The sequence below is a fragment of the Enterobacter sp. HNDS-6 genome (assembly GCF_039850505.1).
GTDB classification, from domain to species: domain Bacteria; phylum Pseudomonadota; class Gammaproteobacteria; order Enterobacterales; family Enterobacteriaceae; genus Enterobacter; species Enterobacter kobei.
This window is the reverse complement of record NZ_CP156673.1, coordinates 584,339-610,323: the sequence shown is the minus strand read 5'-3', so window position 1 is coordinate 610,323 and position 25,985 is coordinate 584,339. Positions and strand designations below refer to the sequence as shown.

The 25,985-nt window shown below is 55.7% G+C and carries 25 protein-coding genes and 1 tRNA gene; 20 read left to right on the top strand and 6 right to left on the bottom strand.

Annotation, left to right across the window (positions count from 1 at the left end; genetic code table 11):
• The first annotated feature begins 2 nt into the window (after positions 1-2).
• From ABFI50_RS02765 to ABFI50_RS02735, 7 genes are all read left to right on the top strand, one after another.
• Positions 3-431, top strand: coding sequence for a hypothetical protein (locus ABFI50_RS02765; RefSeq protein WP_179121100.1), 429 nt, complete (start codon positions 3-5; stop codon positions 429-431).
• Positions 432-521: 90 nt separating this feature from the next.
• Complete coding sequence (gene tssF / locus ABFI50_RS02760) at positions 522-2,276, top strand: type VI secretion system baseplate subunit TssF (RefSeq protein ID WP_179121099.1); 1,755 nt, start codon at positions 522-524, stop codon at positions 2,274-2,276.
• Entirely contained in the window at positions 2,240-3,325 is a 1,086-nt protein-coding gene (gene tssG / locus ABFI50_RS02755) for a type VI secretion system baseplate subunit TssG (protein ID WP_347485306.1), read from the top strand. Before tssF ends, tssG begins: the two co-directional genes overlap by 37 nt.
• Positions 3,303-3,848, top strand: a complete 546-nt coding sequence (gene tssJ / locus ABFI50_RS02750; protein ID WP_023338587.1) for a type VI secretion system lipoprotein TssJ — start codon at positions 3,303-3,305, stop codon at positions 3,846-3,848. Before tssG ends, tssJ begins: the two co-directional genes overlap by 23 nt.
• Positions 3,848-4,303 (top strand): type VI secretion system baseplate subunit TssE, encoded by a 456-nt coding sequence (gene tssE, locus ABFI50_RS02745; RefSeq protein ID WP_045269247.1) that lies wholly within the window; start codon positions 3,848-3,850, stop codon positions 4,301-4,303. The genes tssJ and tssE overlap by 1 nt, the downstream gene beginning before the upstream one ends.
• A 14-nt stretch (positions 4,304-4,317) precedes the next feature.
• Positions 4,318-4,788 carry a hypothetical protein gene (locus ABFI50_RS02740; RefSeq protein WP_023331000.1) on the top strand — a complete coding sequence of 157 codons (471 nt, stop codon included), beginning with the start codon at positions 4,318-4,320 and terminating at the stop codon, positions 4,786-4,788.
• Positions 4,789-4,884: 96 nt separating this feature from the next.
• Complete coding sequence (locus ABFI50_RS02735) at positions 4,885-6,204, top strand: VasL domain-containing protein (RefSeq protein WP_347485304.1); 1,320 nt, start codon at positions 4,885-4,887, stop codon at positions 6,202-6,204.
• Positions 6,205-6,248: 44 nt separating this feature from the next.
• Here the strand turns inward: ABFI50_RS02735 and ABFI50_RS02730 are convergent.
• Positions 6,249-6,320: transfer RNA gene (locus ABFI50_RS02730), tRNA-Arg, on the bottom strand.
• 75 nt (positions 6,321-6,395) lie between these two features.
• Positions 6,396-7,325: a formate/nitrite transporter family protein gene (locus tag ABFI50_RS02725; RefSeq protein ID WP_014884689.1), complete on the bottom strand. Its 930-nt coding sequence runs from the start codon at positions 7,323-7,325 to the stop codon at positions 6,396-6,398.
• A 315-nt stretch (positions 7,326-7,640) separates the two neighbouring features.
• On the opposite strand from ABFI50_RS02725, the gene mlaA reads away from it, so the two are divergent.
• Positions 7,641-8,393, top strand: coding sequence for a phospholipid-binding lipoprotein MlaA (gene mlaA / locus ABFI50_RS02720; RefSeq protein ID WP_023338584.1), 753 nt, complete (start codon positions 7,641-7,643; stop codon positions 8,391-8,393).
• A gap of 44 nt (positions 8,394-8,437) precedes the next feature.
• Here the strand turns inward: mlaA and fadL are convergent, their stop codons facing one another.
• Positions 8,438-9,721 carry a long-chain fatty acid transporter FadL gene (gene fadL, locus ABFI50_RS02715; protein ID WP_014884687.1) on the bottom strand — a complete coding sequence of 428 codons (1,284 nt, stop codon included), beginning with the start codon at positions 9,719-9,721 and terminating at the stop codon, positions 8,438-8,440.
• 372 nt (positions 9,722-10,093) lie between these two features.
• Between fadL and ABFI50_RS02710 the strand changes: the two genes are divergently transcribed.
• The 4 genes from ABFI50_RS02710 (at position 10,094) to sixA (ending at position 14,775) form a co-directional block, all read left to right on the top strand.
• On the top strand, positions 10,094-10,378 hold the full coding sequence (locus tag ABFI50_RS02710) for a YfcZ/YiiS family protein (protein WP_014884686.1): 285 nt from the start codon (positions 10,094-10,096) through the stop codon (positions 10,376-10,378).
• Between the two features lie 244 nt (positions 10,379-10,622).
• Positions 10,623-11,933 (top strand): acetyl-CoA C-acyltransferase FadI, encoded by a 1,311-nt coding sequence (fadI, locus tag ABFI50_RS02705; protein ID WP_347485301.1) that lies wholly within the window; start codon positions 10,623-10,625, stop codon positions 11,931-11,933.
• On the top strand, positions 11,933-14,080 hold the full coding sequence (fadJ, locus tag ABFI50_RS02700) for a fatty acid oxidation complex subunit alpha FadJ (protein ID WP_347485300.1): 2,148 nt from the start codon (positions 11,933-11,935) through the stop codon (positions 14,078-14,080). Before fadI ends, fadJ begins: the two co-directional genes overlap by 1 nt.
• A gap of 209 nt (positions 14,081-14,289) precedes the next feature.
• A complete protein-coding gene (gene sixA, locus ABFI50_RS02695; protein WP_014884683.1) occupies positions 14,290-14,775 on the top strand; it encodes a phosphohistidine phosphatase SixA in 486 nt (161 codons plus the stop codon).
• A gap of 47 nt (positions 14,776-14,822) precedes the next feature.
• Here the strand turns inward: sixA and smrB are convergent, their stop codons facing one another.
• Positions 14,823-15,374, bottom strand: coding sequence for an endonuclease SmrB (gene smrB, locus ABFI50_RS02690; RefSeq protein ID WP_045281766.1), 552 nt, complete (start codon positions 15,372-15,374; stop codon positions 14,823-14,825).
• Positions 15,375-15,519: 145 nt separating this feature from the next.
• On the opposite strand from smrB, the gene prmB reads away from it, so the two are divergent.
• Genes prmB through ABFI50_RS02660 form a run of 6 tightly spaced genes read left to right on the top strand, consistent with a single transcriptional unit; the run spans position 15,520 to position 20,068 of the window.
• The gene (gene prmB, locus ABFI50_RS02685; RefSeq protein ID WP_213783755.1) at positions 15,520-16,452 is read left to right on the top strand and encodes a 50S ribosomal protein L3 N(5)-glutamine methyltransferase; all 933 of its coding nucleotides are present in this window, start codon (positions 15,520-15,522) and stop codon (positions 16,450-16,452) included.
• A 60-nt stretch (positions 16,453-16,512) separates the two neighbouring features.
• Complete coding sequence (aroC, locus tag ABFI50_RS02680) at positions 16,513-17,598, top strand: chorismate synthase (RefSeq protein WP_014884680.1); 1,086 nt, start codon at positions 16,513-16,515, stop codon at positions 17,596-17,598.
• A 2-nt stretch (positions 17,599-17,600) separates the two neighbouring features.
• On the top strand, positions 17,601-18,425 hold the full coding sequence (gene mepA / locus ABFI50_RS02675) for a penicillin-insensitive murein endopeptidase (protein ID WP_014884679.1): 825 nt from the start codon (positions 17,601-17,603) through the stop codon (positions 18,423-18,425).
• Positions 18,425-19,234 (top strand): sulfite exporter TauE/SafE family protein, encoded by an 810-nt coding sequence (locus ABFI50_RS02670; protein WP_023330989.1) that lies wholly within the window; start codon positions 18,425-18,427, stop codon positions 19,232-19,234. The genes mepA and ABFI50_RS02670 overlap by 1 nt, the downstream gene beginning before the upstream one ends.
• Positions 19,234-19,779: an elongation factor P hydroxylase gene (locus tag ABFI50_RS02665; RefSeq protein WP_071922004.1), complete on the top strand. Its 546-nt coding sequence runs from the start codon at positions 19,234-19,236 to the stop codon at positions 19,777-19,779. Before ABFI50_RS02670 ends, ABFI50_RS02665 begins: the two co-directional genes overlap by 1 nt.
• 13 nt (positions 19,780-19,792) lie before the next feature.
• Positions 19,793-20,068, top strand: coding sequence for a YfcL family protein (locus tag ABFI50_RS02660; protein WP_014884676.1), 276 nt, complete (start codon positions 19,793-19,795; stop codon positions 20,066-20,068).
• 103 nt (positions 20,069-20,171) lie between these two features.
• Here ABFI50_RS02660 and mnmC read toward each other — a convergent pair whose 3' ends face one another.
• Positions 20,172-22,169 (bottom strand): bifunctional tRNA (5-methylaminomethyl-2-thiouridine)(34)-methyltransferase MnmD/FAD-dependent 5-carboxymethylaminomethyl-2-thiouridine(34) oxidoreductase MnmC, encoded by a 1,998-nt coding sequence (gene mnmC / locus ABFI50_RS02655; RefSeq protein ID WP_347485293.1) that lies wholly within the window; start codon positions 22,167-22,169, stop codon positions 20,172-20,174.
• Positions 22,170-22,327: 158 nt separating this feature from the next.
• Here mnmC and fabB point away from each other — a divergent pair, with 158 nt between their 5' ends.
• Positions 22,328-23,545, top strand: a complete 1,218-nt coding sequence (gene fabB, locus ABFI50_RS02650) for a beta-ketoacyl-ACP synthase I (RefSeq protein ID WP_014884674.1) — start codon at positions 22,328-22,330, stop codon at positions 23,543-23,545.
• A gap of 68 nt (positions 23,546-23,613) precedes the next feature.
• Positions 23,614-24,792, top strand: a complete 1,179-nt coding sequence (locus tag ABFI50_RS02645) for an MFS transporter (protein ID WP_347485290.1) — start codon at positions 23,614-23,616, stop codon at positions 24,790-24,792.
• Between the two features lie 84 nt (positions 24,793-24,876).
• Here ABFI50_RS02645 and flk read toward each other — a convergent pair whose 3' ends face one another.
• Complete coding sequence (gene flk / locus ABFI50_RS02640) at positions 24,877-25,881, bottom strand: flagella biosynthesis regulator Flk (protein ID WP_248189218.1); 1,005 nt, start codon at positions 25,879-25,881, stop codon at positions 24,877-24,879.
• Positions 25,882-25,985: the final 104 nt, after the last annotated feature.

Genomic DNA, 25,985 nt, shown 5'->3' with positions numbered 1-25,985 from the left:
TAATGTATCCTTTTAAACAACGAGTTATTGCATTTTTCGGCGTAGCATTCTTCCTGGTGGTTTCCATCGGGATTTCATATCTCGGTATTTATAAGTTACGTGAATATCTTTCATACCCCGATGTCGTTAATTTCACATTTTGGGTGGTTTTTGCTGCTGCATTTTTCTTTTTTTTCTCACCGTTATTGGCTATGATCTTCCCTGTTATTATTGCCGGAAGGCAGATAACCGTTACATCGGGTAAAAAATTATTGAAAACTACGTTTATCCTCTTAGCGTTGACTGTCCTGGGAATGTTTATCTTTTCAGAAAGATACACGATATCTTTAATGGATAAAGGTTATATAGAATGCCAGGGGAGCCCTGTGGGCTGGATGCCTGGCATGGCAAAAAAATACGCCATAAAACCGTCCTTTTGTACCCAGCAGTGATGATTCTTTTTTCTATTTGATTCCCCATGTCAGACTCCCAGAGTCTGCTTAAGTGTTTAACACGCAGCAATTTACTAAGCAGAAATCAATATGGACGATTTAACCCTGCGTTATTACGACGCCGAAATGCGCTATCTGCTGGAAGCCGGCGAAGAGTTTGCCCGTGCTCATCCCGAGCAGGCGGCAATGCTCAACCTCGATAAAGCGGGCGCGCGGGACCCGTACGTGGAGCGCCTGTTTGAAGGCTTTGCCTTCATGATGGGTCGGCTGCGTGAGAAACTCGACGATGATCTGCCCGAACTGACCGAAGGGCTGGTCAGCCTGTTATGGCCGCATTACCTGCGTACGATTCCGTCGATGTCGGTGGTGGAATTCACCCCTGACTGGCGTGAAATGAAAGAGCAGATGCGTATTGTCAAAGGCTTCGAGGTTAATTCACGGCCAATCGGCGAGAAGGGCACGCGCTGCCGGTACACCACCACCAAAGAGATTACCCTTCAGCCCTTGTCGCTGGAGCACGCCCGCCTGTCGACCGATCCTGATGGGCGTTCAGTTATCAGCCTGCGCTTCAACTGCAGCCCTCTTGCCGACTGGAGCCGTGTCGATCTCAGCCTGATCCCGCTTTACTTTAACGCTGATGCACCACTCGCCTGCGCCATGCATGAAGCTTTTACCATGAATGTTGCTCGCCTGTGGCTACGGATGCCAGGCGACATGGACAGAAGACCGCTCGACGGGTATTTCACCGCGCTGGGATTTGGCGATGACGACGACCTGTGGCCGAAGGGCAGCAGCAGCTTTAGCGGATATCAGCTGTTGCTGGAGTACTTCACCTTCCGCGAGAAATTCATGTTCACCGGCCTGCGTGGTCTGGAAAGCGTGGTCTTTCCGGCTGAACTTCCCTGGTTTGAAATCGACGTGGTGCTGGCGGAACGCTGGGAGTATGACTTCAGCTTTACCGAAAAGCATCTGCGCCTGAACTGCGTGCCGGTGATAAACCTGTTCCCGCTGGAATCTGACCCACTGACGCTCAACTCATTGCAAACTGAATACCTGCTGCGGCCGATGCGCGTGCAGGACGGTCATACAGAGATTTACGCGGTCGATTCAGTGATGTCATCGAGTCAGCATACCTACGTGCCGTTTTCGAGCTTCCGCCACAAAGGCGGCATGATGCGCCATGAAGCGCCGGAATATTATTATCACACTCGCGTGCGTCGCGGCCCGTCGGGTCTGCACAATACCTGGCTTATTCTTGGCGGTGAAGCGTTTGATAACCACACGGTACCGGCAGACGAGAGCCTGTCCCTGACGCTTACCGGCACCAACGGCCAGCTTCCGCGACGGGCGCTGCAAAGCACCGTGCTCGATACGGTGATGAAAACCACGTCAGCCAGCATCGCCGTACGTAACCTCTGTGCGCCAACGCTTCCCTGTTATCCCCCGGCCCAGGATCGTTTCCACTGGCGCGTGCTGAGCCACCTTGGCAGCGGTTTCCTGTCGATGATGGACAACGCCGACGTGCTGCGCGGCACCCTGGCGCTCTATGAGTGGACCGACAGCGAGATGAATCGCCGTCGCCTGGAAGCGATCATTGATGTGAAGCACAGCGAAACCGAGCGCTTCGAGCAGGGTTACCTTGTTCGCGGCGTGCAGATTGAAGTCACGCTCGATAGCCATGGTTTTGCCGGGCGCGGCGACATCTGTCTGTTCGGCGAGATGCTGAGCCGCTTCTTTGCGCTCTATACCGATATCTATCTGTTTAACCGCCTGATTATTATTCTGCAACCGACCGGAGAACGCCTGGAATGGGAAGAGAAGCACAACCGGCGCATTCCCGGCTAACCCCGCGGCTGGAAGCCGAACTTCACCGCATCAACTTTTACCGTTTATGCCAGCTGCTGGAGAAGCGTCATCCTGGCAGACCGCTGATGGGCTCGACCAGCCATCCGGCGGATGACCCGGTACGCTTTGCGCCGCATCCGGGGATGGGGTTCCCGGCCAGCGAGCTGAAAGCGGTTGAATACGACGAGGATGATAGCGGCAAGCCGCCGGTTATTCGCACCACGTTTATGGGGATGTACGGCGTCGACTCACCGCTACCGACGGCCTATCTCGATGACATTACGCAGCGACGGGAAGGGCATGACGCGCTGCAGGGCTTTCTGGATATCTTCAGTCACCGCATCCTGACGCAGTTTTACCGCATCTGGCGTAAATACTCCTATCCTGCCACGTTTGAACCGGGCGGTAGCGACAGCATTTCACAGTCGCTGCTGGGCCTGGTGGGGCTGGGTATACCGGGTACGGCAAACCATATTGCCACGCCAGTGTCGCGCTTTCTGGCGCTGCTGGGTGTTCTGCAGCAGCCAGGCAAAACCCAGGAAGGGATGCAGGCACTGGTGAGCCTGCTTGCTCCGGATACCCGCGTAAAGGTCAGCCCGTACTGCCTTCGACCGGTGGAGATCGGTAAGCCTCTGGGTTTTTACGGTAATGACGATTTCCTGCTTGATGGCAATACGCCTTTAGGGGACGAAGCAATGGATGCGGGCAGCCAGCTGCTGGTCGCACTCAAGACCGATAACGAACAGGAAGCGCAGGGCTGGAAACCGGATGGTCTGCTGTATCAGGATTTTCTGGTGATGCTGCGGGTGTACCTGGGATGGCGGTTTAAGGCCAGGATCACCCTGACCACGCCTGTCCGACTGCTGGCCGCCCCTCCTTTAGGCGAAAATCCTTTCTGGCTGGGAATGAACGGCGTGCTGGGAGCTGGAGCTGACAGCCTTCCTGATGACATCCCTGAGACCTTTACGACAGAGCTGGGTTATTACCGCGGGCTGGAGCCTGTGAAACCACAACAAGGAAACCGACGTGTTACGTACAAGTTTAACTAAGACCACGCGCTGGCTGTTGCCCCTGATGGCACTCTCTCTGACGGGCTGCGGAGTGACGCAGAGCGTCACTGACGGTACCAGGTCAGCGTTTAATGCCGTGTTCTATAAAAAAATTAAAGTACTGCATCTGGACTTCACCGCACGTGAGGCGCTGAACACCGACTCCCGGGAAAATCATTCGTTGTCTGAACCTGTGGTGGTCCGGATTTACCAGCTCAAAGACCGCAAAACCTTTGATAAGACGGTCTATCAGCAACTGCTTCAGGATGATGCCACCCTTCTGAAAGAGGACCTGCTGGCGAGTCGTGATGTCGTGGTGAAACCGGGCGGTGATGCAAACCTCGATATGCCCATGGAAGAAGCGGCACAGTTTGTTGCTGTGGTGGGGCTGTTTCGCCATCCGGATATGACCAACAATACCTGGAAGCAGGTAATCAACCGCAGCGAACTGGATCCGGACAAACCCCGCATTCTGGAGGCTGGCGATAACTCTCTGACACTGCAACCACTTAAGGACGACTAATGCCCCAGGGACATAACACGCCGTCGCTGTATGAAATGCTAACCGGGAATTTCACCGGTGGCCTGAACCTCTGCCAGGTCAGCGAGGAAAATCAGGTCATTCTGTCGGTACTGGATAACATGCAGCGCGTTCTCAACTGCCGCGCCGGCACGCTGGCGCATCTGCCCGACTATGGCCTGCCGGATATGACCAAAATCCTCCAGGGTATGCCAGGTACCGCCCATGAACTTATGGGCACCCTGTCGGCTGTCCTGCTCAAATATGAACCCCGTTTGAAAAGGATAGATGTAGTACTGCTGGAGCAAAACGTACCTGGCGAGCTGCGTTATGCCATTGATGCTGAGCTCAAAGGTATCGGCCTGGTGCGCTACGGCACCGAGTTTATGCCGGAAGGGCGGGTTCTCCTGCGGCATCTTAAGCAACAGCAATATCTCGATACGAAAACTCGTCTGTAAGGCCAGAAAACACCATGTCAGTAAAATCACAGTTCCTCAAAAAACTACAGGCCAGACAGCCAGTTCCGGTTTCGTTTACCAGCAAAACTCAGGCCGATATTGCAGCGTTCCGCCAGCGAATGGCACAGCTTCAGGAGCAAATGGACGCGTGGCTGACAGGTACCGGACTGAATATGGAGCTGTTCACTGCATCGGTCACGGACCTGCTGGTGGAGGGCGGGGCTTTTGACATTCCCGGTATCGTCCTGCATTACGACGACCGGTCTGTAACGTTTACGCCGGTATTTTTGTACGGTCAGGGCGTGACCGGATGTGTGGAAGCGGCCTTTCACACTAAAGGAAGCATATCGTCACTGGGGCGTTTATTTATGCGTTCAGGTACGGTGAGCGACTGGACCTATACTCCGGCGGGTGCATTATCACGTTCTGGACAGCGTTTTGATGAGAGCACATTTTTTGGTCTGATTCTGGCGCTTCTGCCATAGCTGCGGGTACTGCAGCCCCCTCTGAATATGCAGCACGCGAAGCCGCATAAACGACGACCTTCACTCACTCCTGATACGCCAAATGGACGACTGGCCATGAATGACATTATCCCACGTAAAATCAAAACCGGCGGCGACCCGCGCACGCTACCGGACTATACCGCCCTGCGTGATGAGCTGAGTAAGCTCACCCATCCGGCGCGTCCAGACGTTAACTGGCAGCATGTCGAGAAACTTTGTCTTTCACTGTTTGAGCAGAACGGCGTGGAGCTTCAGACGCTGGCCTGGTACACGCTGGCTCGGACGCAGCTGGCCGGATTATTCGGGCTCAATGAAGGTTTGGCGATACTGGAGGCGCTGATTAGTCATCAGTGGGGGGCGATGTGGCCACAGCCGGTTCATGCCCGCATGGAAATCCTCAGCAGCCTGAGTCAGCGTCTGCAGCAACGGATGCGCTCGCTCCCGCTCAATTACAGCGACCTCAGCCAGCTGTACCAGGCTGAGCAACGGCTCACCGCGCTGGGGGAGGTGCTGCAGCGCCTGGAGCTTAAGCATCATAGCCAGCTGGATACGCTGCGTACCCTGATGCACAACAGTGCTGTCCGGCTGGAAAACAGCGAGGGAGCAACCGTCTCTGCCAGTGGTCCTGTTGAAGAAGATAACGCCCGGAACGAAGCAGTAAAATGGGTGTATGTCGCACAGTCGGAGTACCCGGCGAATGTTGACGTTCAGACGGCAATACCCGGTCCGATGAAAAAGTGGAAATCTTTCGTCGCCGGAATGGGGATCATGCTGGTGATAAGCGCACTTGCATTATGGAGTTGGCAGTATCTTCACCGTCCTGACCCGCTACAGGCTCAGCTTGCAGCCTCATTGTCACCTTTACCTGCACCTCTGTCATCTGAACAGCTTAAAACGTTGCGCCAGCAATCTTCGTTACCGAAAACGGCTATCGCGCAAACGCAGCAGCAACTTGCCCTGCTGGATAAATTGCCTCCTGACTGGAGTATGACTTACAGCCGAAAACTCACGGAACAGGCTGAGATGTTGTGGCCGGAGCAGGCTAAGCCTCTGGTGCAGCAGTGGCAGCAGCAACGGAATGCCGCGGCTTTACCAACAGAACAACTGAACGGCTGGCATCAGGGGATGGCAACGCTGGAGAAGTTGAGTCACCGCCTGAACGGTCTGGATGAGCAGAAGGGGAAATACATGACCGTCAGTGAGCTGAAGTCAGTGGTTTTTTCCGCTATGCAGTCATTTAATCAATCGATACCGGCTGAAGAACAGCTCCGACGACTGTCGCAGTATCCTGCTGGAAATGTACTTCCTGAAGGGGAGAAGACTCAACTTGAGCTGCATTTAAAACAACTGGCAACACGTTATGCTCAAATAAAACAGGACGCCTCTGCTCAATGAGTTGATGGGGCGAAATTGGCTGAAAAAAGAGAGAAAGGTCAAAGTGTCCCCTGCAGGAATCGAACCTGCAACTAGCCCTTAGGAGGGGCTCGTTATATCCATTTAACTAAGGGGACGAGGCGGCACGAGTATAGCGTTATTTACACTTTGCGTTAAGCGCATCGCCGCCTGACTGCTCAAAGAGTCACCATTCAGCCCGTTTTTTTTGCCGAATTGCCCTCATTCTCCTGCGCCTTTAGCTCAGCTTTGCGTTTGTTAGACATGTCGTTACGGATTTGTGCATGGCTTAACAGCGCGAAGATAAACGTTCCGCCGCAGATATTCCCGGCCAACGTCGGAAGGGCGAACGGCCAGAAAAAATCAGTCCAGTGAAGCGTACCATTAAAGACCAGATAAAGTATTTCAACGGTACCGACCACAATATGCGTGGTGTCCGCCAGGGCAATCAGCCAGGTCATCAGTATGATCACCACAATTTTGGCGCTGCCTGCGGAAGGAAACATCCACACCATCGTGGCGATAATCCAGCCGGAGATGATGGCGTTTGCGAACATTTCGGCCGGCGTGTTTTTCATCACGTCCATGCCAATTTTCACAAACGCATCCCGGGTAGGTTCATCAAAGATCGGCATATATTCAAACGCCCAGGCGGCGATACCCGTGCCGATAATGTTACCCAGCAGGACCACGCCCCACAAACGCAACAATAAACCGAAATTGCCGAGGGTTGGATTTTGCATCACTGGCAGAACGGCAGTCACCGTGTTTTCAGTAAACAGCTGCTGGCGGGCCATGATGACAATAATAAAGCCGAAGGTATAGCCGAGGTTCTCCAGTAAAAAACCGCCGGGTACACCCTCAAGTTGAACATGAAATATCCCTTTTGCGAGCAGTGACGCGCCCATTGACAGTCCCGCAGCGATGGCTGACCAGAAGAGGGCCATGGCATCGCGCTCCATCTCCTTTTCGCCATCCTGGCGTATATGTTCGTGAATTGCCATCGCGCGGGAGGGGAGGCGATCTTCATCAACTTCTATCTTCTCGCCGCGCGCTTTCTCCTCGCTCTCAATTTCAATATCCTCTTTGCTCTCTGCAATTTTGTCTTCACCCACTTCTTTCATAACGGCTCCCGGAGGTTGATCTTTCTTTTAAGCGTAGCGGCTTTTATCAGGATGCCTGTGGGGATGCTCTTAAATTGGCGGCAATGACAATAAAGGTGAGACATCTCTTTCAAAGGCATTATAAAATTGCCAGCGAAACGAATTCCAAAAGCCAGGCTATGCTGAGATCAGAGCCACGGTGTTTATTGCCCGTGCTTGTGCTCATAGACATCGGTAAACGTGCTGTTACAATCACTTGCACGTTTACAGACGGAGCGCCAGATGCTTCGTTACGGATGGCAATCAACGATAGCCATACTGAACAGGGAGATATTTATGAAACTTCGGCTGTCGGCGCTTGCGCTGGGCATGACGATGCTTGTGGGCTGCGCCAGCTCCGGGGAGCAAACGGGACGCTCCGATCCTCTCGAAGGATTTAACCGCTCCATGTATAGCTTCAACTACAACGTGCTGGATCCGTATGTGGTTCGGCCGGTGGCAGTGGCATGGCGCGATTATGTTCCACAGCCTGCGCGTAACGGGCTAAGCAACTTTACCAGCAACCTCGAAGAGCCCGCGGTTATGGTGAACTACTTCCTGCAGGGCGACCCGTATCAGGGGATGGTGCACTTTACTCGCTTCTTCCTGAACTCCCTGCTGGGGATGGGCGGCTTTATTGATGTCGCTGGCATGGCGAACCCGAAACTGCAGCGTGAACAACCGCACCGCTTCGGCAGCACCCTGGGGCATTATGGCGTAGGTTATGGTCCGTATGTCCACCTGCCGTTCTATGGCAGCTTCACCGTGCGTGATGATGGTGGCGATATGGTCGATACGTTGTATCCGGTCCTGTCGTGGCTGACCTGGCCGCTGTCGATTGGTAAATGGACGGTGGAAGGGATTGAAACCCGTGCGCAACTGCTCGACTCAGACGGTCTGCTGCGCCAGTCTTCCGATCCTTACATTATGGTGCGTGAAGCATACTTCCAGAATCACGATTTTATTGCCAACGGTGGCAAGCTGAAGCCGGAGGAGAATCCAAACGCGAAGGCTATCGAAAACGAACTCAAAGATATCGATTCGGAATAAATAAAAAAGGTGAGCGATGCTCACCTTTTTCGATTTCAGTGCGCTTAGAACGCGTAGTTAAAGTTCGTACCGAACAGCCAGGCTTTACCTTCAGAGGTAAACTCGTACGGACCTTCCTGGAACGTCACTTTCTGACCGTGCATATAAGATACGCCCGCATCGATGGACGCATTCTCGTTGAACGCATATGTCGCACCAGCACTTAACCAGAAGCGGTCCTGATCCGGAATGGAAATGGAACGTTTGTCTGCCGGAACCGGGCTGTCGTCAAATGCGATACCGGAGCGGAAAGTCCAGTTTTTATCGTAGTAGTAGGTGGTACCCAACGCAATACGATAGGCGTCGTGGAAGCTTTCATCCTTATAGAACAGCGTTTGACCATTGTTGCCGGTTGCTTTCAGCTCCTGGAACTGGCTCCAGCTGGTGTAGGCCAGGCTATAGTGAATAGCCCATTGTGGTGCCACGCGGTTGTAACCGGAGACTTCCCACATTTCTGGTAAATGCAGCGACAGTGAACCTGGAACTGTCTGGTTTGAAGTACCCCATGGAATGGTGGTACCCGCGCCTGGAACCAGGTTGTTGACTGGCGCCAGGATGCCGCTCTTGTAATCGCCGTCAAAGTCAATTTTTACTTCGGAACGATAGGTCAGGCCCCAACGGTTGTTTTTGTCCAGCTCATACAGGATACCGGCGTTCCAGCCATAGCCCCACTCATCACCTTTCAGGCTGGCAATTTTATTGCTGTTTTTCGGCAGGCTGGCAGTCTGCTCGCCGGAGTAACGCTCAATTTTTGCATCAGCGTAGACGGCATCAAAGCCCAGACCAAAGCTCCAGCTGTCGTTCAGACGATAAGCACCGCTCAGGTTCAGGTTCAGCGTCGTCAGATCGGTTTTACCGCCGTATTCACCTGCCGGATAGTTGTTATTGAATTCAGTTGCAAGGCCGTAGTTGGACGTGACGGACGCCCCCCAGCCAAATTGCTCATTAATAGGTGCAACGAAGTGCAGGTTGGGTACCCATGCGGTCGGGGCAATATTGTCCGCTTTCAGGCTCGCACCTGTGTAAGGCGACTTGCCAGAAATGTTGACATCAGGATCGATATATACCGCACCCGCAGAGAAGGTCGGGCGATCGAACATCATGATCAGTGCAGGGTTACGGCTGGCGTTACCTGCATCATCAGCAATTGCACCTTCCCCAGAATACGCGCGGCCAAGGCCAGAGGAAGAAAATTCGTTTAACTGAAAGCCCGCTGACCAGGCGGAAGTGGAGACGATTGCCACTGCGACTGCCAGCGCAGTCTTGTTGAACAGGGTTTTCTGGCTCATGACCATAACCTCATTGAGTTATTTTTATTCAATAATTGTTACATACCGTAACAGGAGCGCGAAGTGTAGGGTCTGAGGTTTGACAGACAAATCAGACCAGTGGCCAGAGTATAGGTCTGACCAGCTAGGATGTTGCAAGTTTGTTTATTAATATTTTCAAACATGTTTCATGAAACGAGATCTGGTTGGCAAAAATGTGACCATCGCGACTCAGTCAAAAGGGTGGTTTTTGTTTTAGATCATTTTTTAGTGTGATATTGGTCACTTATCCGATTTTGCGCCATTAACGGCTGGAGAGAGCCTGCGCTGGGGCGTAAAATAGCAGCATCGTGTTTATCTCGCGCGCTGCGCGAATACAGAGGAAATTGAGCTATGAGTAAATGCAGTGCTGATGAAACCCCGGTTTGCTGCTGTATGGATGTTGGCACCATCATGGACAACTCCGATTGCACAGCGTCTTACAGCCGTGTGTTCACCAACCGCGCTGAAGCGGAAGAGACCCTGTCCGCGCTGAGCAAGCGTGCGCGTGATGTTGAATCCGATCCGTGCGAAATCAAATCTACCTTCACCGAGGTGGACGGCGGCGTGAAGCTGGATATTGACTTCGTGTTTGCCTGCGAAGCAGAAACGCTGATTTTCCAGCTGGGCCTGCGTTAATCTTTTTGCCCGGCGGCGCTTCGCTTGCACGGGCCTACGATCGTGTAGGCCGGGTAAGGCAACGCCGCCACCCGGCAACAAACCGCACAAATGCCTCTGCCCTGCAGGGGCATTTTCTTTTTCTTCTCTGTGTCTTACCTCGCACTTTTTCGTTTCCCCAATTGGCTGAATGTAAAAAAATGGTTAAGACTATTATCAGGTCAGACCACTTAACGTTTGCGTCAATTTTTTACAGGGGAGTGTTATGAGTCAGGCATTACCGCTTATTACCCGTCAGGGCGATCGCATTGCCATTGTCAGTGGTTTGCGTACGCCGTTTGCGCGTCAGGCAACGGCGTTTCATGGCATACCGGCTGTCGATCTGGGGAAAATGGTGGTGGGGGAGATGCTGGCTCGCAGCGAAATTCCGCCTGAGGTCATTGAACAGCTGGTTTTCGGCCAGGTGGTTCAGATGCCTGAAGCTCCCAATATTGCGCGAGAAATTGTCCTCGGCACCGGGATGAGCGTTCATACGGATGCCTATAGCGTCAGCCGCGCCTGCGCGACCAGTTTTCAGGCGGTGGCTAACGTGGCGGAAAGCCTCATGGCGGGCACCATTCGCGCCGGGATCGCCGGAGGCGCTGATTCCTCTTCGGTACTGCCTATTGGCGTCAGTAAAAAGCTGGCCCGTATTCTGGTGGATGCAAACAAAGCCCGCACGACCGGTCAGAAGCTCAAACTCTTCTCGCGTTTACGTCTGCGCGACCTGATGCCTGTACCCCCTGCTGTCGCTGAATATTCTACCGGCCTGCGCATGGGCGATACCGCGGAACAGATGGCGAAAACCTACGGCATTACCCGTGAGCAGCAGGACGAGCTGGCGCATCGTTCACATCAGCTGGCGGCGAAAGCCTGGTCAGAGGGCAAGCTCACCGACGAGGTGATGACCGCCTATACGCCTCCTTATCGGGAACCACTGGTTGAAGACAACAATATCCGCGGTACCTCGACGCTGGCGGATTACGCCAAACTGCGTCCGGCGTTCGACCGTAAACATGGCACCGTGACTGCGGCCAACAGTACACCGTTGACGGATGGGGCAGCCGCCGTGATCCTGATGACCGAATCCCGCGCGAAAGAGCTGGGCATCACCCCTCTGGGCTATTTGCGCAGCTATGCCTTCACCGCCATTGATGTCTGGCAGGACATGTTGTTAGGTCCGGCCTGGTCCACGCCGCTGGCGCTGGATCGCGCAGGGCTGACGCTGGCTGATTTAACCCTGATTGATATGCACGAAGCCTTCGCCGCACAAACCCTGGCAAACGTACAGCTGCTGGCAAGCGAGCGTTTTGCACGTGATGTGCTGGGGCGCGCTCATGCCACGGGTGAAGTGGAGCAAAGCAAATTCAACGTGCTGGGTGGTTCGATTGCCTATGGTCATCCGTTTGCGGCGACAGGGGCGAGGATGATTACTCAGACATTACACGAGCTACGTCGCCGCGGTGGCGGGTTTGGCCTGGTGACCGCCTGTGCGGCGGGTGGCCTGGGTGCTGCAATGGTTCTGGAGGCTGAATAATGGAAATGACATCTGCATTTAACCTGACGGTTCGCCTCGATAACGTCGCCGTGATCGCCATTGATGTGCCTGACGAAAAAATAAATACCCTGAAGGCGGAGTTTGGCACTCAGGTTCGCGCAATGCTCAGGCAGATCCGCGAAAACAAGGCCATTCGCGGTCTGGTGTTTATCTCGGCCAAGCCGGATAACTTTATTGCCGGGGCCGACATTAACATGATCGCCCGGGCGCAAAGCGCGCAGGAAGCAGAAGATCTTGCGCGTCAGGGGCAGCAGGTGATGGCCGAGATCAACGCGCTGCCGATCCCGGTGATTGCCGCGATCCACGGTGCTTGTTTGGGGGGTGGACTGGAGCTGGCGCTGGCCTGCCACAGCCGCATTTGTACTGACGATGCGAAAACCGTTCTGGGCCTGCCGGAAGTGCAATTAGGTCTCCTGCCTGGTTCCGGTGGCACGCAGCGTCTGCCGCGCCTGGTAGGGGTTAGCACCGCGCTGGAAATGATTCTCACCGGCAAGCAGCTGCGTGCCCGTCAGGCGCTGAAAGCCGGTCTGGTTGACGATGTCGTTCCCCACTCGATTTTACTGGAAGCTGCTGTAGAACTGGCGCTGAAAGGTCGCCAGCCAAAACGTCCTCTTCCGGTGCGAGAGCGTGTGCTGGCGGGTCCTCTGGGAAGGACGATCCTGTTCAACATGGTGGGCAAAAAGACCGAACAAAAAACCAAAGGCAACTACCCGGCGGCGAAACGAATCCTGGAGGTGATTGAAACCGGGTTATCTCAGGGAAGCAGTAGCGGCTATGCCGCTGAAGCCAAAGCCTTTGGCGAGCTGGCGATGACGCCGCAGTCACGGGCGCTGCGCAGCATCTTCTTCGCCAGCACAGAGGTGAAAAAAGATCCGGGCAGTGAGGCTGAGCCTGCTCCGCTGCGTGCAATTGGCGTGCTCGGGGGTGGACTGATGGGCGGCGGCATTTCTTTCGTTACCGCAAGTAAAGGGAAACTGCCGGTACGCATCAAAGACATTAACCCTAAGGGAATCAACCACGCGCTGCAGTACAGCTGGCAGAACCTTGATCAAAAGGTCAAGCGCCGCCATATCAAGGCAAGCGAGCGTGATAAAACCCTGGCGATGATCTCCGGCACGACGGACTACAGCGGTTTTGCGCACCGCGATCTGGTGATTGAAGCCGTATTTGAAGATCTGGCGCTCAAGCAGCAGATGGTGGCGGACGTTGAACAGCATTGCGCGCCGCATACCATTTTTGCCTCGAATACGTCGTCATTACCCATCGGCGATATCGCAGCGAAAGCCGCGCGTCCTGAGCAGGTGATTGGTCTGCACTTTTTCAGCCCGGTAGAAAAAATGCCGCTGGTGGAGGTGATCCCTCACGCCACAACCAGCCCGCAAACCATCGCTACCGTGGTGAAGCTGGCGAAAAAACAGGGCAAAACCCCCATCGTGGTTGCGGACAAAGCCGGCTTCTACGTCAACCGTATTCTGGCGCCGTACATCAACGAAGCGATGCGGCTGCTGACGGAAGGGGAGAAGATTGAGCACGTCGATGAGGCACTGGTAAAGTTTGGCTTCCCCGTTGGTCCTATCCAACTTTTGGATGAGGTGGGAATAGACACCGGCACTAAAATTATACCTGTACTGGAAGCCGCGTATGGCGATCGTTTTGCGCCGCCTGCAAATATTGTTTCTGCAATTTTGAAGGACGATCGCAAAGGCAGAAAAAATGAACGCGGTTTCTATCTTTACGGCGCGAAAGGGCGTAAAAGCAAGAAACAGGTCGACCCTTCTGTTTATGGGCTTATCCCGACCTCAGGTCAGGGGAGACTCTCCGCCGTTCAGTGTGCTGAACGTTGTGTGATGATGATGCTCAATGAAGCGGCACGCTGCTTTGGTGAGCAGGTGATCAAGAGCGCACGGGATGGCGACATCGGCGCCGTATTTGGTATTGGTTTCCCGCCGTTCCTTGGCGGCCCGTTCCGTTACATGGATACACTCGGCGCGGGTGAAGTGGTGGCTATTTTGCAACGTCTGGCAACGCAATATGGCCCGCGGTTTACACCGTGTGACGAATTATTGCAGATGGCGGAACGGGGCCAGACATTTTGGCCTGCAAGGGAAACTGTCCTCGTAAGCTGAGGTCAAAGAAGGGTAAATCCCGACGTGAATGAACCTGTTCTGGCGATTTTGTAAACAGAGATTGACTATACTTACGCCATTGAGGTAAAAAACAGCGTTTCATTCACCGAATGGATCAGGCACAATGCCCGGCCATCGGGTTTTCTACCTCAGAGCATTTATCGCGGGTAGTCAACGCCGGTGATTCTGGTTAACAAAAGCGGTGCAATATGCAAGTTTTTATCATGCGTCACGGCGACGCGGCACTCGATGCCGCCAGTGACTCAGTACGTCCTTTAACAGTCTGTGGTTGCGACGAATCTCGTCTGATGGCAACCTGGCTTAAAGGCCAAAAAGTGGATATCGAACGCGTTCTGGTGAGTCCGTTCCTGCGTGCTGAACAGACGCTGGACGTGGTAGGGGAGTGTATGAACCTGCCATCCAGTGTCGATGTTCTTCCTGAACTGACGCCATGCGGTGATGTCGGCCTTGTCAGCGCCTACCTTCAGGCACTGTGCAATGAAGGTGTCGCTTCCGCACTGGTCATTTCCCACCTGCCACTGGTTGGCTATCTGGTTTCTGAGTTGTGCCCGGGCGAAACGCCGCCAATGTTCACCACATCCGCCATTGCCAACGTCACCCTCGACGAAACCGGCAAAGGGGTCTTTAACTGGCAAATGAGTCCGTGCAACCTGAAGATGGCAAAAGCTATCTGACGTGACGTGCGACAGGGCGGGGTGCAAATGTGCTTCCCGCCATGCTGTCAGGGCAACTCAGGCGGTTGCCACTCCTCAACTTCTATCAACACCAGCAATGCGGCATCTCCGCCGTACTCTTTGGGTGCCTGATGAAACGCCATAACATGTGGATGCTGAGCCAGCCACAGCGGCGTTTGCTGCTTAAGAATATGTTTCCCATGGCCGTGCATCACGCAGGTGCAAAACACGTGTTCGCGGCGACAGGCGGCGATCAGTGCCCCCAGCTCCTGTTTCGCCTGCATCTGCGTTAACCCGTGCAGATCGAGAAACAGCTCCGGTGAATAATCTCCGCGACGTAATTTTTTCAGTTCAAAGTGGCTGACGTCCTCGCGTACGTATTTCACCGCGCCCTGCGTATTCAGCAGCGGTTGAAACTCATCTGAAAAATAGTGGCTGTTATCCGCCTGCTCCTGCAGCAGTCGTTTGACCGGAACGTCGCTGATTTTTTTACGCTGCGGGCGATGGACAATGGTGTCCTGCGTGATTTTACGCGTCCCGGTCATCAGCTGGCGGAAGAGAGCCTGATCCTCCTCGCTGAGCGATGTTTTCTTTTTCATTCGTCATTCTCATCTCGTATTTCCGATAGTGTACCCGACTAAACGCATTTTTTAACCTCAAGCGCGACGCGTCATTGCTGATTTATCGCCGTCTTCATGGCAAACTAGCCGCCGAAAATTATGCGAGCATGCCCTGGAGGAAAGAGTGGATAAAATATTTGTCGATGAAGCAGTAAACGAGCTGCATACCATACAGGACATGTTGCGCTGGTCGGTTAGCCGCTTCAGCGCCGCCAACATCTGGTACGGTCATGGTACCGATAACCCGTGGGATGAGGCCGTTCAGCTGGTGCTGCCGTCTCTTTATCTGCCGCTGGATATTCCGGAAGACATGCGCACCGCGCGCCTGACCTCCAGTGAAAAACACCGCATTGTTGAGCGGGTGATCCGCCGCGTCAACGAACGCATTCCGGTCGCCTACCTGACCAACAAAGCCTGGTTCTGCGGCCACGAATTCTATGTTGATGAGCGCGTGCTGGTGCCGCGTTCACCGATTGGTGAGCTGATCAACAACCACTTTGAAGGCCTGATTCACCATCAGCCGCAGCACATTCTGGATATGTGCACCGGCAGCGGCTGTATCGCGATTGCCTGCGCCTACGCCTTCCCGGAAGCGGAAGTGGACGCCGTCGATATCTCTACCGACGCGCTGGCCGTCACCGAGCACAACATTGAAGAGCACGGCCTGATCCAGCACGTTACGCCAATCCGCTCGGATCTGTTCCGCGACCTGCCGACGCTGCAGTACGACCTGATCGTCACTAACCCGCCGTACGTCGACGCGGAAGACATGTCCGATCTGCCAAATGAATACCGTCATGAGCCGGAGCTGGGTCTGGCGTCAGGCACTGACGGCCTGAAGCTGACTCGTCGCATTCTGGCCTGCGCGCCGGATTACCTGACCGACGACGGTGTTCTGATTTGTGAAGTGGGCAACAGCATGGTACATCTGATAGAGCAGTACCCGGATGTGCCGTTCACCTGGCTTGAGTTCGATAACGGCGGTGACGGCGTCTTTATGCTGACCAAAGCGCAGCTGCTCGACGCGCGCGAATACTTCAGTATCTATAAAGATTAATCCAGCGGGCTTCGGCCCGTTTCACAACGCTCAAACACAAACAACAACATCGGAGCCGTGATGGCAGGAAACAGTATTGGACAGATATTCCGCGTGACCACCTTTGGTGAGTCGCACGGGCTGGCTTTAGGTTGTATCGTTGACGGCGTACCGCCCGGCATCGAACTGACTGAAGCTGATTTGCAGCACGACCTTGACCGCCGTCGTCCGGGCACCTCTCGCTACACCACGCAGCGTCGCGAGCCGGATCAGGTCAAAATTCTCTCTGGCGTCTTTGAAGGCCGCACCACCGGGACCAGCATTGGCCTGCTGATCGAAAACACCGACCAGCGTTCTCAGGACTACGGCGCTATTAAAGACGTATTCCGTCCGGGCCACGCTGACTATACCTACGAGCAAAAGTACGGTTTCCGCGATTATCGCGGCGGCGGACGCTCTTCCGCGCGTGAAACCGCGATGCGCGTGGCGGCGGGTGCCATTGCCAAAAAATACCTGCAGCAGAAATTCGGCATCGTTATTCGCGGCTGTCTGACCCAGATGGGCGATATTCCGCTGGCCATTAAAGACTGGGACCAGGTTGAGCAAAACCCGTTCTTCTGCGCCGATGCCGACAAGCTGGATGCGCTGGACGAGCTGATGCGTGGCCTGAAAAAAGAGGGTGACTCCATTGGGGCGAAGGTCACCGTGGTGGCCGATGGCGTGCCGCCAGGCTGGGGCGAGCCGGTGTTTGACCGTCTCGACGCTGACATTGCGCACGCGCTGATGAGCATCAACGCGGTGAAGGGCGTAGAGATTGGCGACGGGTTTGACGTGGTTCAGCTTCGCGGCAGCCAGAACCGCGACGAAATCACGAAAGCGGGCTTCCAGAGCAACCATGCGGGTGGCATCCTCGGCGGGATCAGCAGCGGGCAGCAGATTGTTGCGAATATTGCCCTGAAGCCGACCTCCAGCATTACCGTGCCGGGCCACACGATTAACCGCTCTGGCGAAGAAGTTGAGATGATCACCAAAGGACGTCACGATCCTTGCGTGGGGATCCGTGCGGTGCCGATCGCAGAAGCGATGCTGGCGATCGTGCTGATGGATCACTTCCTGCGCCAGCGCGCGCAGAATGCGGATGTGACGACCACCATTCCACGCTGGTAACCATGAAAAAAACCGCAATTGCTCTGCTGGCGCTGCTCGCCAGTGGAGCCAGTCTGGCCGCCACGCCGTGGCAAAAGATCACCCATCCGGTGGCGGGCAGCGCGCAGTCTATCGGCGCCTTTTCGAACGGCTGTATCGTCGGCGCGCAGGCACTTCCGCTGCAATCGGATACTTATCAGGTGATGCGTACCGACCAGCGCCGTTACTTCGGTCACCCTGACCTGGTGCTGTTTATTCAGCGACTGGGAAACCAGGTACATAACCTGGGGCTGGGGACGATGCTGATTGGCGATATGGGCATGCCTGCGGGCGGGCGCTTTAACGGCGGGCACGCCAGCCACCAGACCGGACTGGATGTCGATATCTTCCTGCAGCTACCGAAAACACGCTGGACGTCCGCGCAACTGCTGAAACCGCAGGCGCTGGATCTGGTGGCGAGTGACGGTAAGCGCGTGGTGCCCTCCCTGTGGACGCGGGATGTGTCCAGCATGATCAAGCTGGCAGCAGAAGATAACGACGTCACGCGGATCTTTGTGAATCCGGCCATCAAACAACAGCTCTGCCTGGATGCCGGAACTGACCGCGACTGGCTGCGCAAAGTGCGCCCGTGGTTCCAGCATCGTGCGCACATGCACGTTCGTTTGCGTTGCCCGGCAAACAGCCTGGAATGTGAAGATCAGCCGTTACCTCCGCCAGGCGATGGCTGCGGTGCGGAGCTGCAGAGCTGGTTTGAACCGGCAAAACCTGGAACCTCTAAGCCTGAGAAGAAGACACCGCCTCCGTTGCCGCCTTCCTGCCAGGCGCTACTGGATGAGCATGTACTTTAATGGATAATTTCGTCGATCTGTTTATGGTGTCCCCGCTGCTGCTGGTGGTGCTGTTTTTTGTTGCCATGTTAGCCGGGTTTATTGATGCGCTTGCTGGCGGCGGCGGGTTGTTAACGGTACCCGCACTGCTGGCGGCGGGCATGAGCCCCGCTCAGGCACTGGCCACCAACAAACTTCAGGCCTGCGGCGGCTCGCTTTCAGCATCACTCTATTTTATCCGCCGCAAGGTGGTGAGCCTCGCCGATCAGAAGCTCAATATTTTGATGACCTTTATCGGCTCGACGTCGGGCGCGCTGCTGGTGCAGCACGTACAGTCCGATATTTTGCGCCAGATCCTGCCGATTCTGGTTATCTGCATCGGTCTCTACTTCCTGCTGATGCCAAAGCTCGGTGAAGAAGACCGTCAGCGTCGCCTGCATGGTTTGCCGTTTGCCCTGATAGCCGGGGGCTGCGTCGGTTTTTACGACGGCTTCTTTGGCCCGGGCGCAGGCTCGTTTTACGCGCTGGCGTTTGTGACGCTGGCCGGTTTTAACCTCGCTAAATCTACCGCCCATGCCAAAGTGCTTAATGCGACCTCTAACCTTGGTGGCCTGTTGCTGTTTATCATTGGCGGCAAGGTCATCTGGGCAACCGGTTTTGTCATGATGGCAGGGCAGTTCCTGGGCGCGCGCGCGGGCTCGCGCCTGGTATTAAGCAAAGGTCAGAAGCTGATCCGCCCGATGATCGTCATCGTTTCGGCGGTCATGAGCGCAAAGCTTCTTTATGACAGCCATGGACAGGAGATCCTCCACTGGTTGGGGATGAACTAATGTACAGTACGCATAACTACGAACAGCTGATTGAGATTTTTAACGGCTGCTTTGCTGATGATTTTAATACCCGTCTGATTAAAGGCGACGACGAACCGATCTATCTTCCTGCTGATGCCGAAGTGCCGTACAACCGGATCGTCTTTGCGCACGGCTTTTACGCCAGCGCGCTGCATGAAATTTCGCACTGGTGCATTGCGGGGAAAGCGCGTCGCGAGCTGGTGGACTTTGGCTACTGGTACTGTCCGGACGGACGCGACGCCGCAACCCAGGGCCAGTTTGAAGATGTGGAAGTGAAACCGCAGGCGCTGGAATGGCTATTCTGTGTCGCGGCGGGTTTCCCGTTCAACGTCAGCTGTGACAACCTCGAAGGCGACTTCGAGCCAGACCGTATCGTCTTCCAGCGCCGCGTGCATGCACAGGTGATGGAATATCTTGAGAAAGGCATCCCGGAACGTCCGGCACGCCTGATCGAGGCTTTACAGAATTATTACCACACGCCGGTGATCACGGCGGAATGCTTCCCCTGGCCGGAAGATCTTTAACTGAGGAAAAAAGATGATCGCAGAATTTGAATCACGCATTCTGGCGTTAATTGATGACATGGTGGAACACGCCAGTGATGATGAGCTGTTCGCCAGCGGTTATCTGCGTGGTCACCTGACGCTGGCTGTTGCCGAGCTGGAGGCAGGAGACGATCATTCTGCCGAAGCAGTGCATGATGAAGTCACCCGCAGCCTGGAAAAGGCGATTCAGGCGGGTGAACTGTCCCCGCGCGACCAGTCTCTGGTGCTGGGCATGTGGGACACGTTGTTCCAGCAGGCTAAACGCTAAGTCATCGTATTTCGCCCGGTGGCGCTGCGCTTACCGGGCCTACGAATATCCCCTCTCCCTGTGGGAGAGGGTTAGGGTTAGGGTGAGGGCACCCGTCCGCACCCTACTTAACCTTCTTCCCCTTCAGCAGTTTTCGCACCCACAATCGATTCGGGTTCAGCCCCGCAAGCGTTGTTCTGTCCAGCGGTAGCGGCTCGTTGCTCATTTGTGCGGCTAAGGCTTCAGCCAGTAGCGGTGCAGAACACAATCCACGCGAACCCAGCCCACCCAGCATAAACAGTTCGGGATAAACCGGTGCAGCTACCACCGTTTCCTGGTGGTTTGCAAGGTCGTGATAGGCTTCAAGCGTTGCCTCATAATCCGGCACATTCCCCATCATCGGGAGATGATCGCGCGTTGCGCAGCGCACGCCACAGCGGGCCGCGCCTTCGCTGACGTCAACCTCTTTCGCCCACGCTGCATCCGGGAAGCAGTCAATCAGGCGCTGGCGGTTTTGCTGTTGATCCGCCTCGCTGTAGCGCATATCCGCTTCGCCACGATGATAGCTCGCCCCGATGCAGTGATGACCATTAGACGGATTTTGTGGCGTCAGATAGCCGTCATAGCACAGCACCTGACGCAGTTTGCCCAGTTCGGACGTAGTAGGGATATGACTCACCTGGCCGCCGACCGGATAAACCGGTACGGATTCTGTCTGGATAAACTGGTTGATGCTATGTCCGTTCGCCAGCACAACGCTGGCATGGCTTGCCTCTTTGCCATCAGCAAAACGCAAATTCCAGCGTTCTGTTCGGGACAGCGATTCAACCTTGTGGGCATAGTAGACCGTCAGCCCGCGTGACTGCGCAAGGTCAATCGCCGCAGCGGTCAGTTCAGCCGGGCACAGCCAGCCGCCGAGCGGATACTGAATGCCCTCGCAGCAGGTTTCAACGCCGGTGGTGTCGGCGGCCTCTTGCGCGCTTACCGCCCGCGCAATGTCTTCCGGCAGTCCCAGGGACAGCATCTGCGCGATTTTTTGCTGACTTCTCTCATCCCAGCCGAGCTGCGTCACGCCGCACCATTCATGATCGAACGTCACCGGCAGGGCATCATACAGGCGACGGGCAAAGGTAAAGGCCGCCGGGAAAAACTGGAACAGTGCCGGATCGTGCGCGTTTAAAAGGGGATAGAGCGCCCCCTGGCGGTTGCCGGAGGCCCCACCTGCTGGCGCATCGTCAGCACAATAAAGCGTCACCTGCCAGCCACGGTGGATAAGCGCAAGAGACAGCAGGGCGCTGGCGATCCCTCCGCCTGCTATCGCCACTTCCCGTGACGCGCTGGCGCTGCGCGCAAACCAGGGTGCACTGGCGGGGATGTCCAGCGTCTGCTCCATCCTGCCGACCAGCATGTCGCGCTTGCGGCCAAAACCTTTGGTTTTCTGCATGGTAAAGCCCGCTTCCTGCAAGCCGCGGCGAACAAAGCCTGCTGAGGTGAAGGTGGCGAGCGTTGCGCCCGGACGCGCAAGTCGCGCCATTGCGTTAAACAGATGCTGGCTCCACATATCCGGGTTTTTGGCAGGCGCAAAACCGTCCAGGAACCACGCGTCCACCGTCTGATTCATCGCATCATCAAGCTTATCGGTAAGGTCGTTGATGTCGCCCAGCCACAAATCCAGCGTCACGCGTCCGCCGTCCAGAATCAGGCGGTGGCACCCCCCAATGTGAGGCGGCCATTGTGCCTGAAGCTGTTCAGCCCAGGTTGCCAGCTCCGGCCAGCGTTGATGGGCCAGGCGTAGATCGTGCGCGGTGAGCGGGAATTTTTCGAAACTGATGAAATGTAATCTTTGTAGCGTAGCCTCAGGGTGGGCAGCGTGAAACTGGTCAAACGCCTGCCAGAGGGTCAAAAAATTGAGCCCGGTGCCGAATCCGCTTTCCGCGACCACAAACAGGCTCCGCGGATGCTCCGGGAAGCGGGTGCTGAGCTGGTTTCCGTCGAGGAAAACATAGCGAGTTTCTTCGAGTCCGTTATCATTAGAAAAATAGACGTCATCAAAATCTCGGGAAACAGGTGTACCCTCAGCGTTGAATTCGAGGTTGGCGGGTTGTATAGCGTTTTGTTTCACGTAAGTTACTCGTCTGACAGGCAGTGGCACGATCTTAACGATGTGAGTCCATCGGTGCAAATTTCCGCAGAAAATGTCTGATCGGACTTGTTCGGCGTACAAGTGTACGCTATTGTGCGACTCGAAACTTACTATAGTGCGACTTACAGAGGTATTGAATGAAACGTGCAGTGATTACTGGCCTGGGCATTGTTTCCAGCATCGGTAATAACCAGCAGGAAGTCCTGGCATCTCTGCGTGAAGGACGCTCCGGGATCACTTTCTCTGAAGAGTTTAAAGATTCAGGTATGCGTAGCCACGTATGGGGTAACGTCAAACTGGACACCACCGGTTTGATTGACCGCAAAGTGGTTCGTTTCATGAACGATGCCTCTATTTATGCTTATCTCTCCATGCAGGAAGCGATTGCAGATGCAGGTCTGAGCGCGGAAGTTTACCAGAACAATCCCCGCGTAGGTCTTATCGCTGGTTCCGGCGGCTCATCTAAAGCGCAGGTATTCGGTGCTGACGCAATGCGTAGCCCGCGTGGTCTGAAAGCGGTAGGTCCGTACGTGGTCACCAAAGCCATGGGCTCTGCGGTTTCCGCATGCCTGGCCACTCCGTTCAAAATCCACGGTGTGAACTACTCCATCAGTTCCGCGTGTGCGACGTCCGCACACTGCATCGGTAACGCGGTTGAGCAGATCCAGCTGGGTAAACAGGACATCGTCTTTGCTGGCGGCGGCGAAGAGCTGGGCTGGGAAATGGCCTGTGAGTTCGACGCGATGGGCGCTCTGTCCACCAAGTACAACGAAACCCCGGAAAAAGCGTCCCGTACTTACGACGCCCACCGTGATGGCTTCATCATCGCAGGCGGCGGCGGTATGGTTGTGGTTGAAGAGCTGGAGCACGCGCTGGCACGTGGTGCGCATATCTACGCTGAGATCGTGGGCTACGGCGCAACGTCTGATGGCGCCGACATGGTTGCGCCATCCGGTGAAGGTGCGGTGCGCTGCATGAAGATGGCGATGCACGGCGTTGATACGCCAATCGACTACCTGAACTCTCACGGCACCTCTACTCCGGTAGGCGACGTGAAAGAGCTGGGTGCGATCCGCGAAGTCTTCGGCGACAACAGCCCGGCAATTTCTGCCACCAAAGCAATGACCGGTCACTCTCTGGGTGCTGCGGGCGTGCAGGAAGCGATCTACTCTCTGCTGATGCTGGAAAACGGCTTTATCGCCCCAAGCATCAACATTGATGAGATGGACGAGCAGGCTGCTGGCCTGAACATCGTGACGAAACCAACGGAAGCGACACTGACCACCGTCATGTCTAACAGCTTCGGTTTCGGCGGCACGAACGCGACGCTGGTAATGCGTAAGTACAAAGCATAAGCGTTTGAATGTATAGTAGAAGGGAACCGGAAGGTTCCCTTTTTTTATGCCTCAACACGGAGTTATGCATGAAGGCTGTTATCCCAGAGAAGAGCGCCCCTTCCGGTAACCTTTCCCTTTTCCGAATCGCCTTTGCGGTATTTCTGACCTACATGACCGTTGGCCTGCCGCTGCCGGTGATCCCACTGTTCGTTCATCAGGAACTCGGCTATGGCAACACCATGGTCGGCATTGCCGTGGGCATTCAGTTTTTAGCCACGGTGTTAACCCGCGGGTACGCCGGACGGCTGGCAGATCAGCATGGTGCAAAACGCTCGGCGTTACAGGGGATGTTTGCCTGTGGTCTGGCGGGCGGGGCATGGCTGTTAGCCGCGCTTTTGCCGGTAGACGCAGGGTATAAATTTGCGCTGCTGGTGCTGGGACGTTTAATCCTTGGCTTTGGTGAAAGCCAGCTGCTGACCGGTACCCTGACCTGGGGAATGGGTCTGGTGGGGCCTGCTCGTTCGGGCAAAGTGATGTCCTGGAACGGCATGGCTATTTATGGCGCGCTGGCCGCTGGCGCACCGCTGGGACTGCTGATCAATAGCCAGTTTGGCTTTGCGGCGCTGGCAGCCACCACCATGGTGTTGCCGCTGCTGGCGTGGGCGTTTAACGGCTCGGTACGTAAGGTACCCGCTCACAAAGGGGAGCGTCCTTCCCTGTGGAGCGTGATCGGCCAAATCTGGCAGCCGGGTCTGGGCCTGGCGCTGCAGGGCGTAGGTTTTGCGGTGATTGGCACGTTCGTCTCGCTCTACTTTATGAGCCGCGGCTGGGCGATGGCCGGATTTACGCTCACCGCGTTTGGCGGGGCGTTTGTGCTGATGCGCGTGTTCTTCGGCTGGATGCCGGATCGCTTTGGTGGCGTGAAGGTGGCGGTGGCATCGCTGATGATAGAGACCGTTGGCCTGCTGCTGCTGTGGCACGCACCGGTCGCCTCTGTCGCGCTGATTGGCGCAGCACTCACCGGCTGCGGTTGCTCGTTGATTTTCCCGGCGCTTGGCGTGGAAGTCGTGAAGCGTGTGGCCCCGCAGGTGCGTGGTACAGCACTCGGCGGCTATGCGGCGTTTCAGGATATCTCATACGGAGTAACCGGACCGCTGGCCGGACTGCTGGCCACCTCGTTTGGCTATCCGTCCGTCTTCCTGGCCGGTGCTGTTTCTGCAGTGATGGGTATTGTGGTGACGCTGGTGGCGTTTCGCCGGCCGTAGTTTTTGCCCGGTGGCGCTTCGCTTACCGGGCCTACAACCGCACTAGCCGTAGGCCCGGTAAGGTGAAGCCGCCACCCGGCAGTGTTAAGCAACCAGCCAGAAAATCGCCAGCGCAATCAGTAACGCAATAAACAACAATCCCGAACGGGCGGAGAGCGTTCTGAACGTCTCCACAACGGGCGCAAAAAGCGGGCTGTAGATCGGCTGAATGTTTCTTGCCTCCGGTACGCCGCCTTCCCGCTCGGCGCGGCGCACGAAGATCTGATTGAGCACATCCTGCACCTGCGCGGTGGTCAGTACCGTTTGCGGTGTCGCCTGCCAGTTCTGCTGGGCGTAATCCCGAATCGCCTCGAACTCGTGCGGTTCCAGCGGCTGTTTAAGCGCAGCCTGAACGGTATGCAGGGTAGGGGCGCTTTGGGTGCTGAGCGTCTGGCGCGCCTGTAGCCAGGTCACCAGATGGGGAAACTGTTTGGCCGGGATCAACTCGCCCGCCTTTACGCCGGACAGTTCGAGCATGGATTGCCAGATAAGCTTTGTTGACTCGCCGGTGGCGGCGGCCAGTTTGGTCACCATTTGATTCAGAGTGTTGTGCTCAGCAGGCAGCAGCGAACGCTCGGTCGCCGGCCGCAGCTGCGGCTGTGGGATCGACAGCTGATTGTTCTGCAACAGCGTCAGCACGGTTTTAAGCTGGTCTGGCGTCAGCTGGCTCAGGGCAGTCTGGCCATACTGCTGGCGGATAAAGTCGCTGACCGCCTGACGGTTATTTCCCTGGCCGAGCAGCTCGGTCAGTTGCGTGACAATCTGCCGCGTGGTGTGGTTCTGCTGTGCGGTCGTAATACGCTGGTTGAGATTTTGCTCGGCAGCAGGGAAATGTCGCGACTGCAGCGGTGCGTCGTTCCTGACGCCTAAATCATGCTTTACCCCGGCCCAGACTTCCGCGTTTTGCTGTGAAGTCAGCGCAATCAGGCGCGTGATCAGTCGCTCCAGCACGGTGCGCTGTTGCGTGGATAGCGGTTGTTCACCGGCAACGTTTGGCGTGACAGGGCCTTCACCCGGAGGGCGTGGCGGCGTACCTGAAATGGGCTGCATCGTCAAAAATCCTTAAAGTCAAAACTCAGCGTAAACCTGGCAGACGTATATGCCTGGCGGCCAGATTATGGCACACTTGGCAGGTTTACTTCCTCTCAAACAGG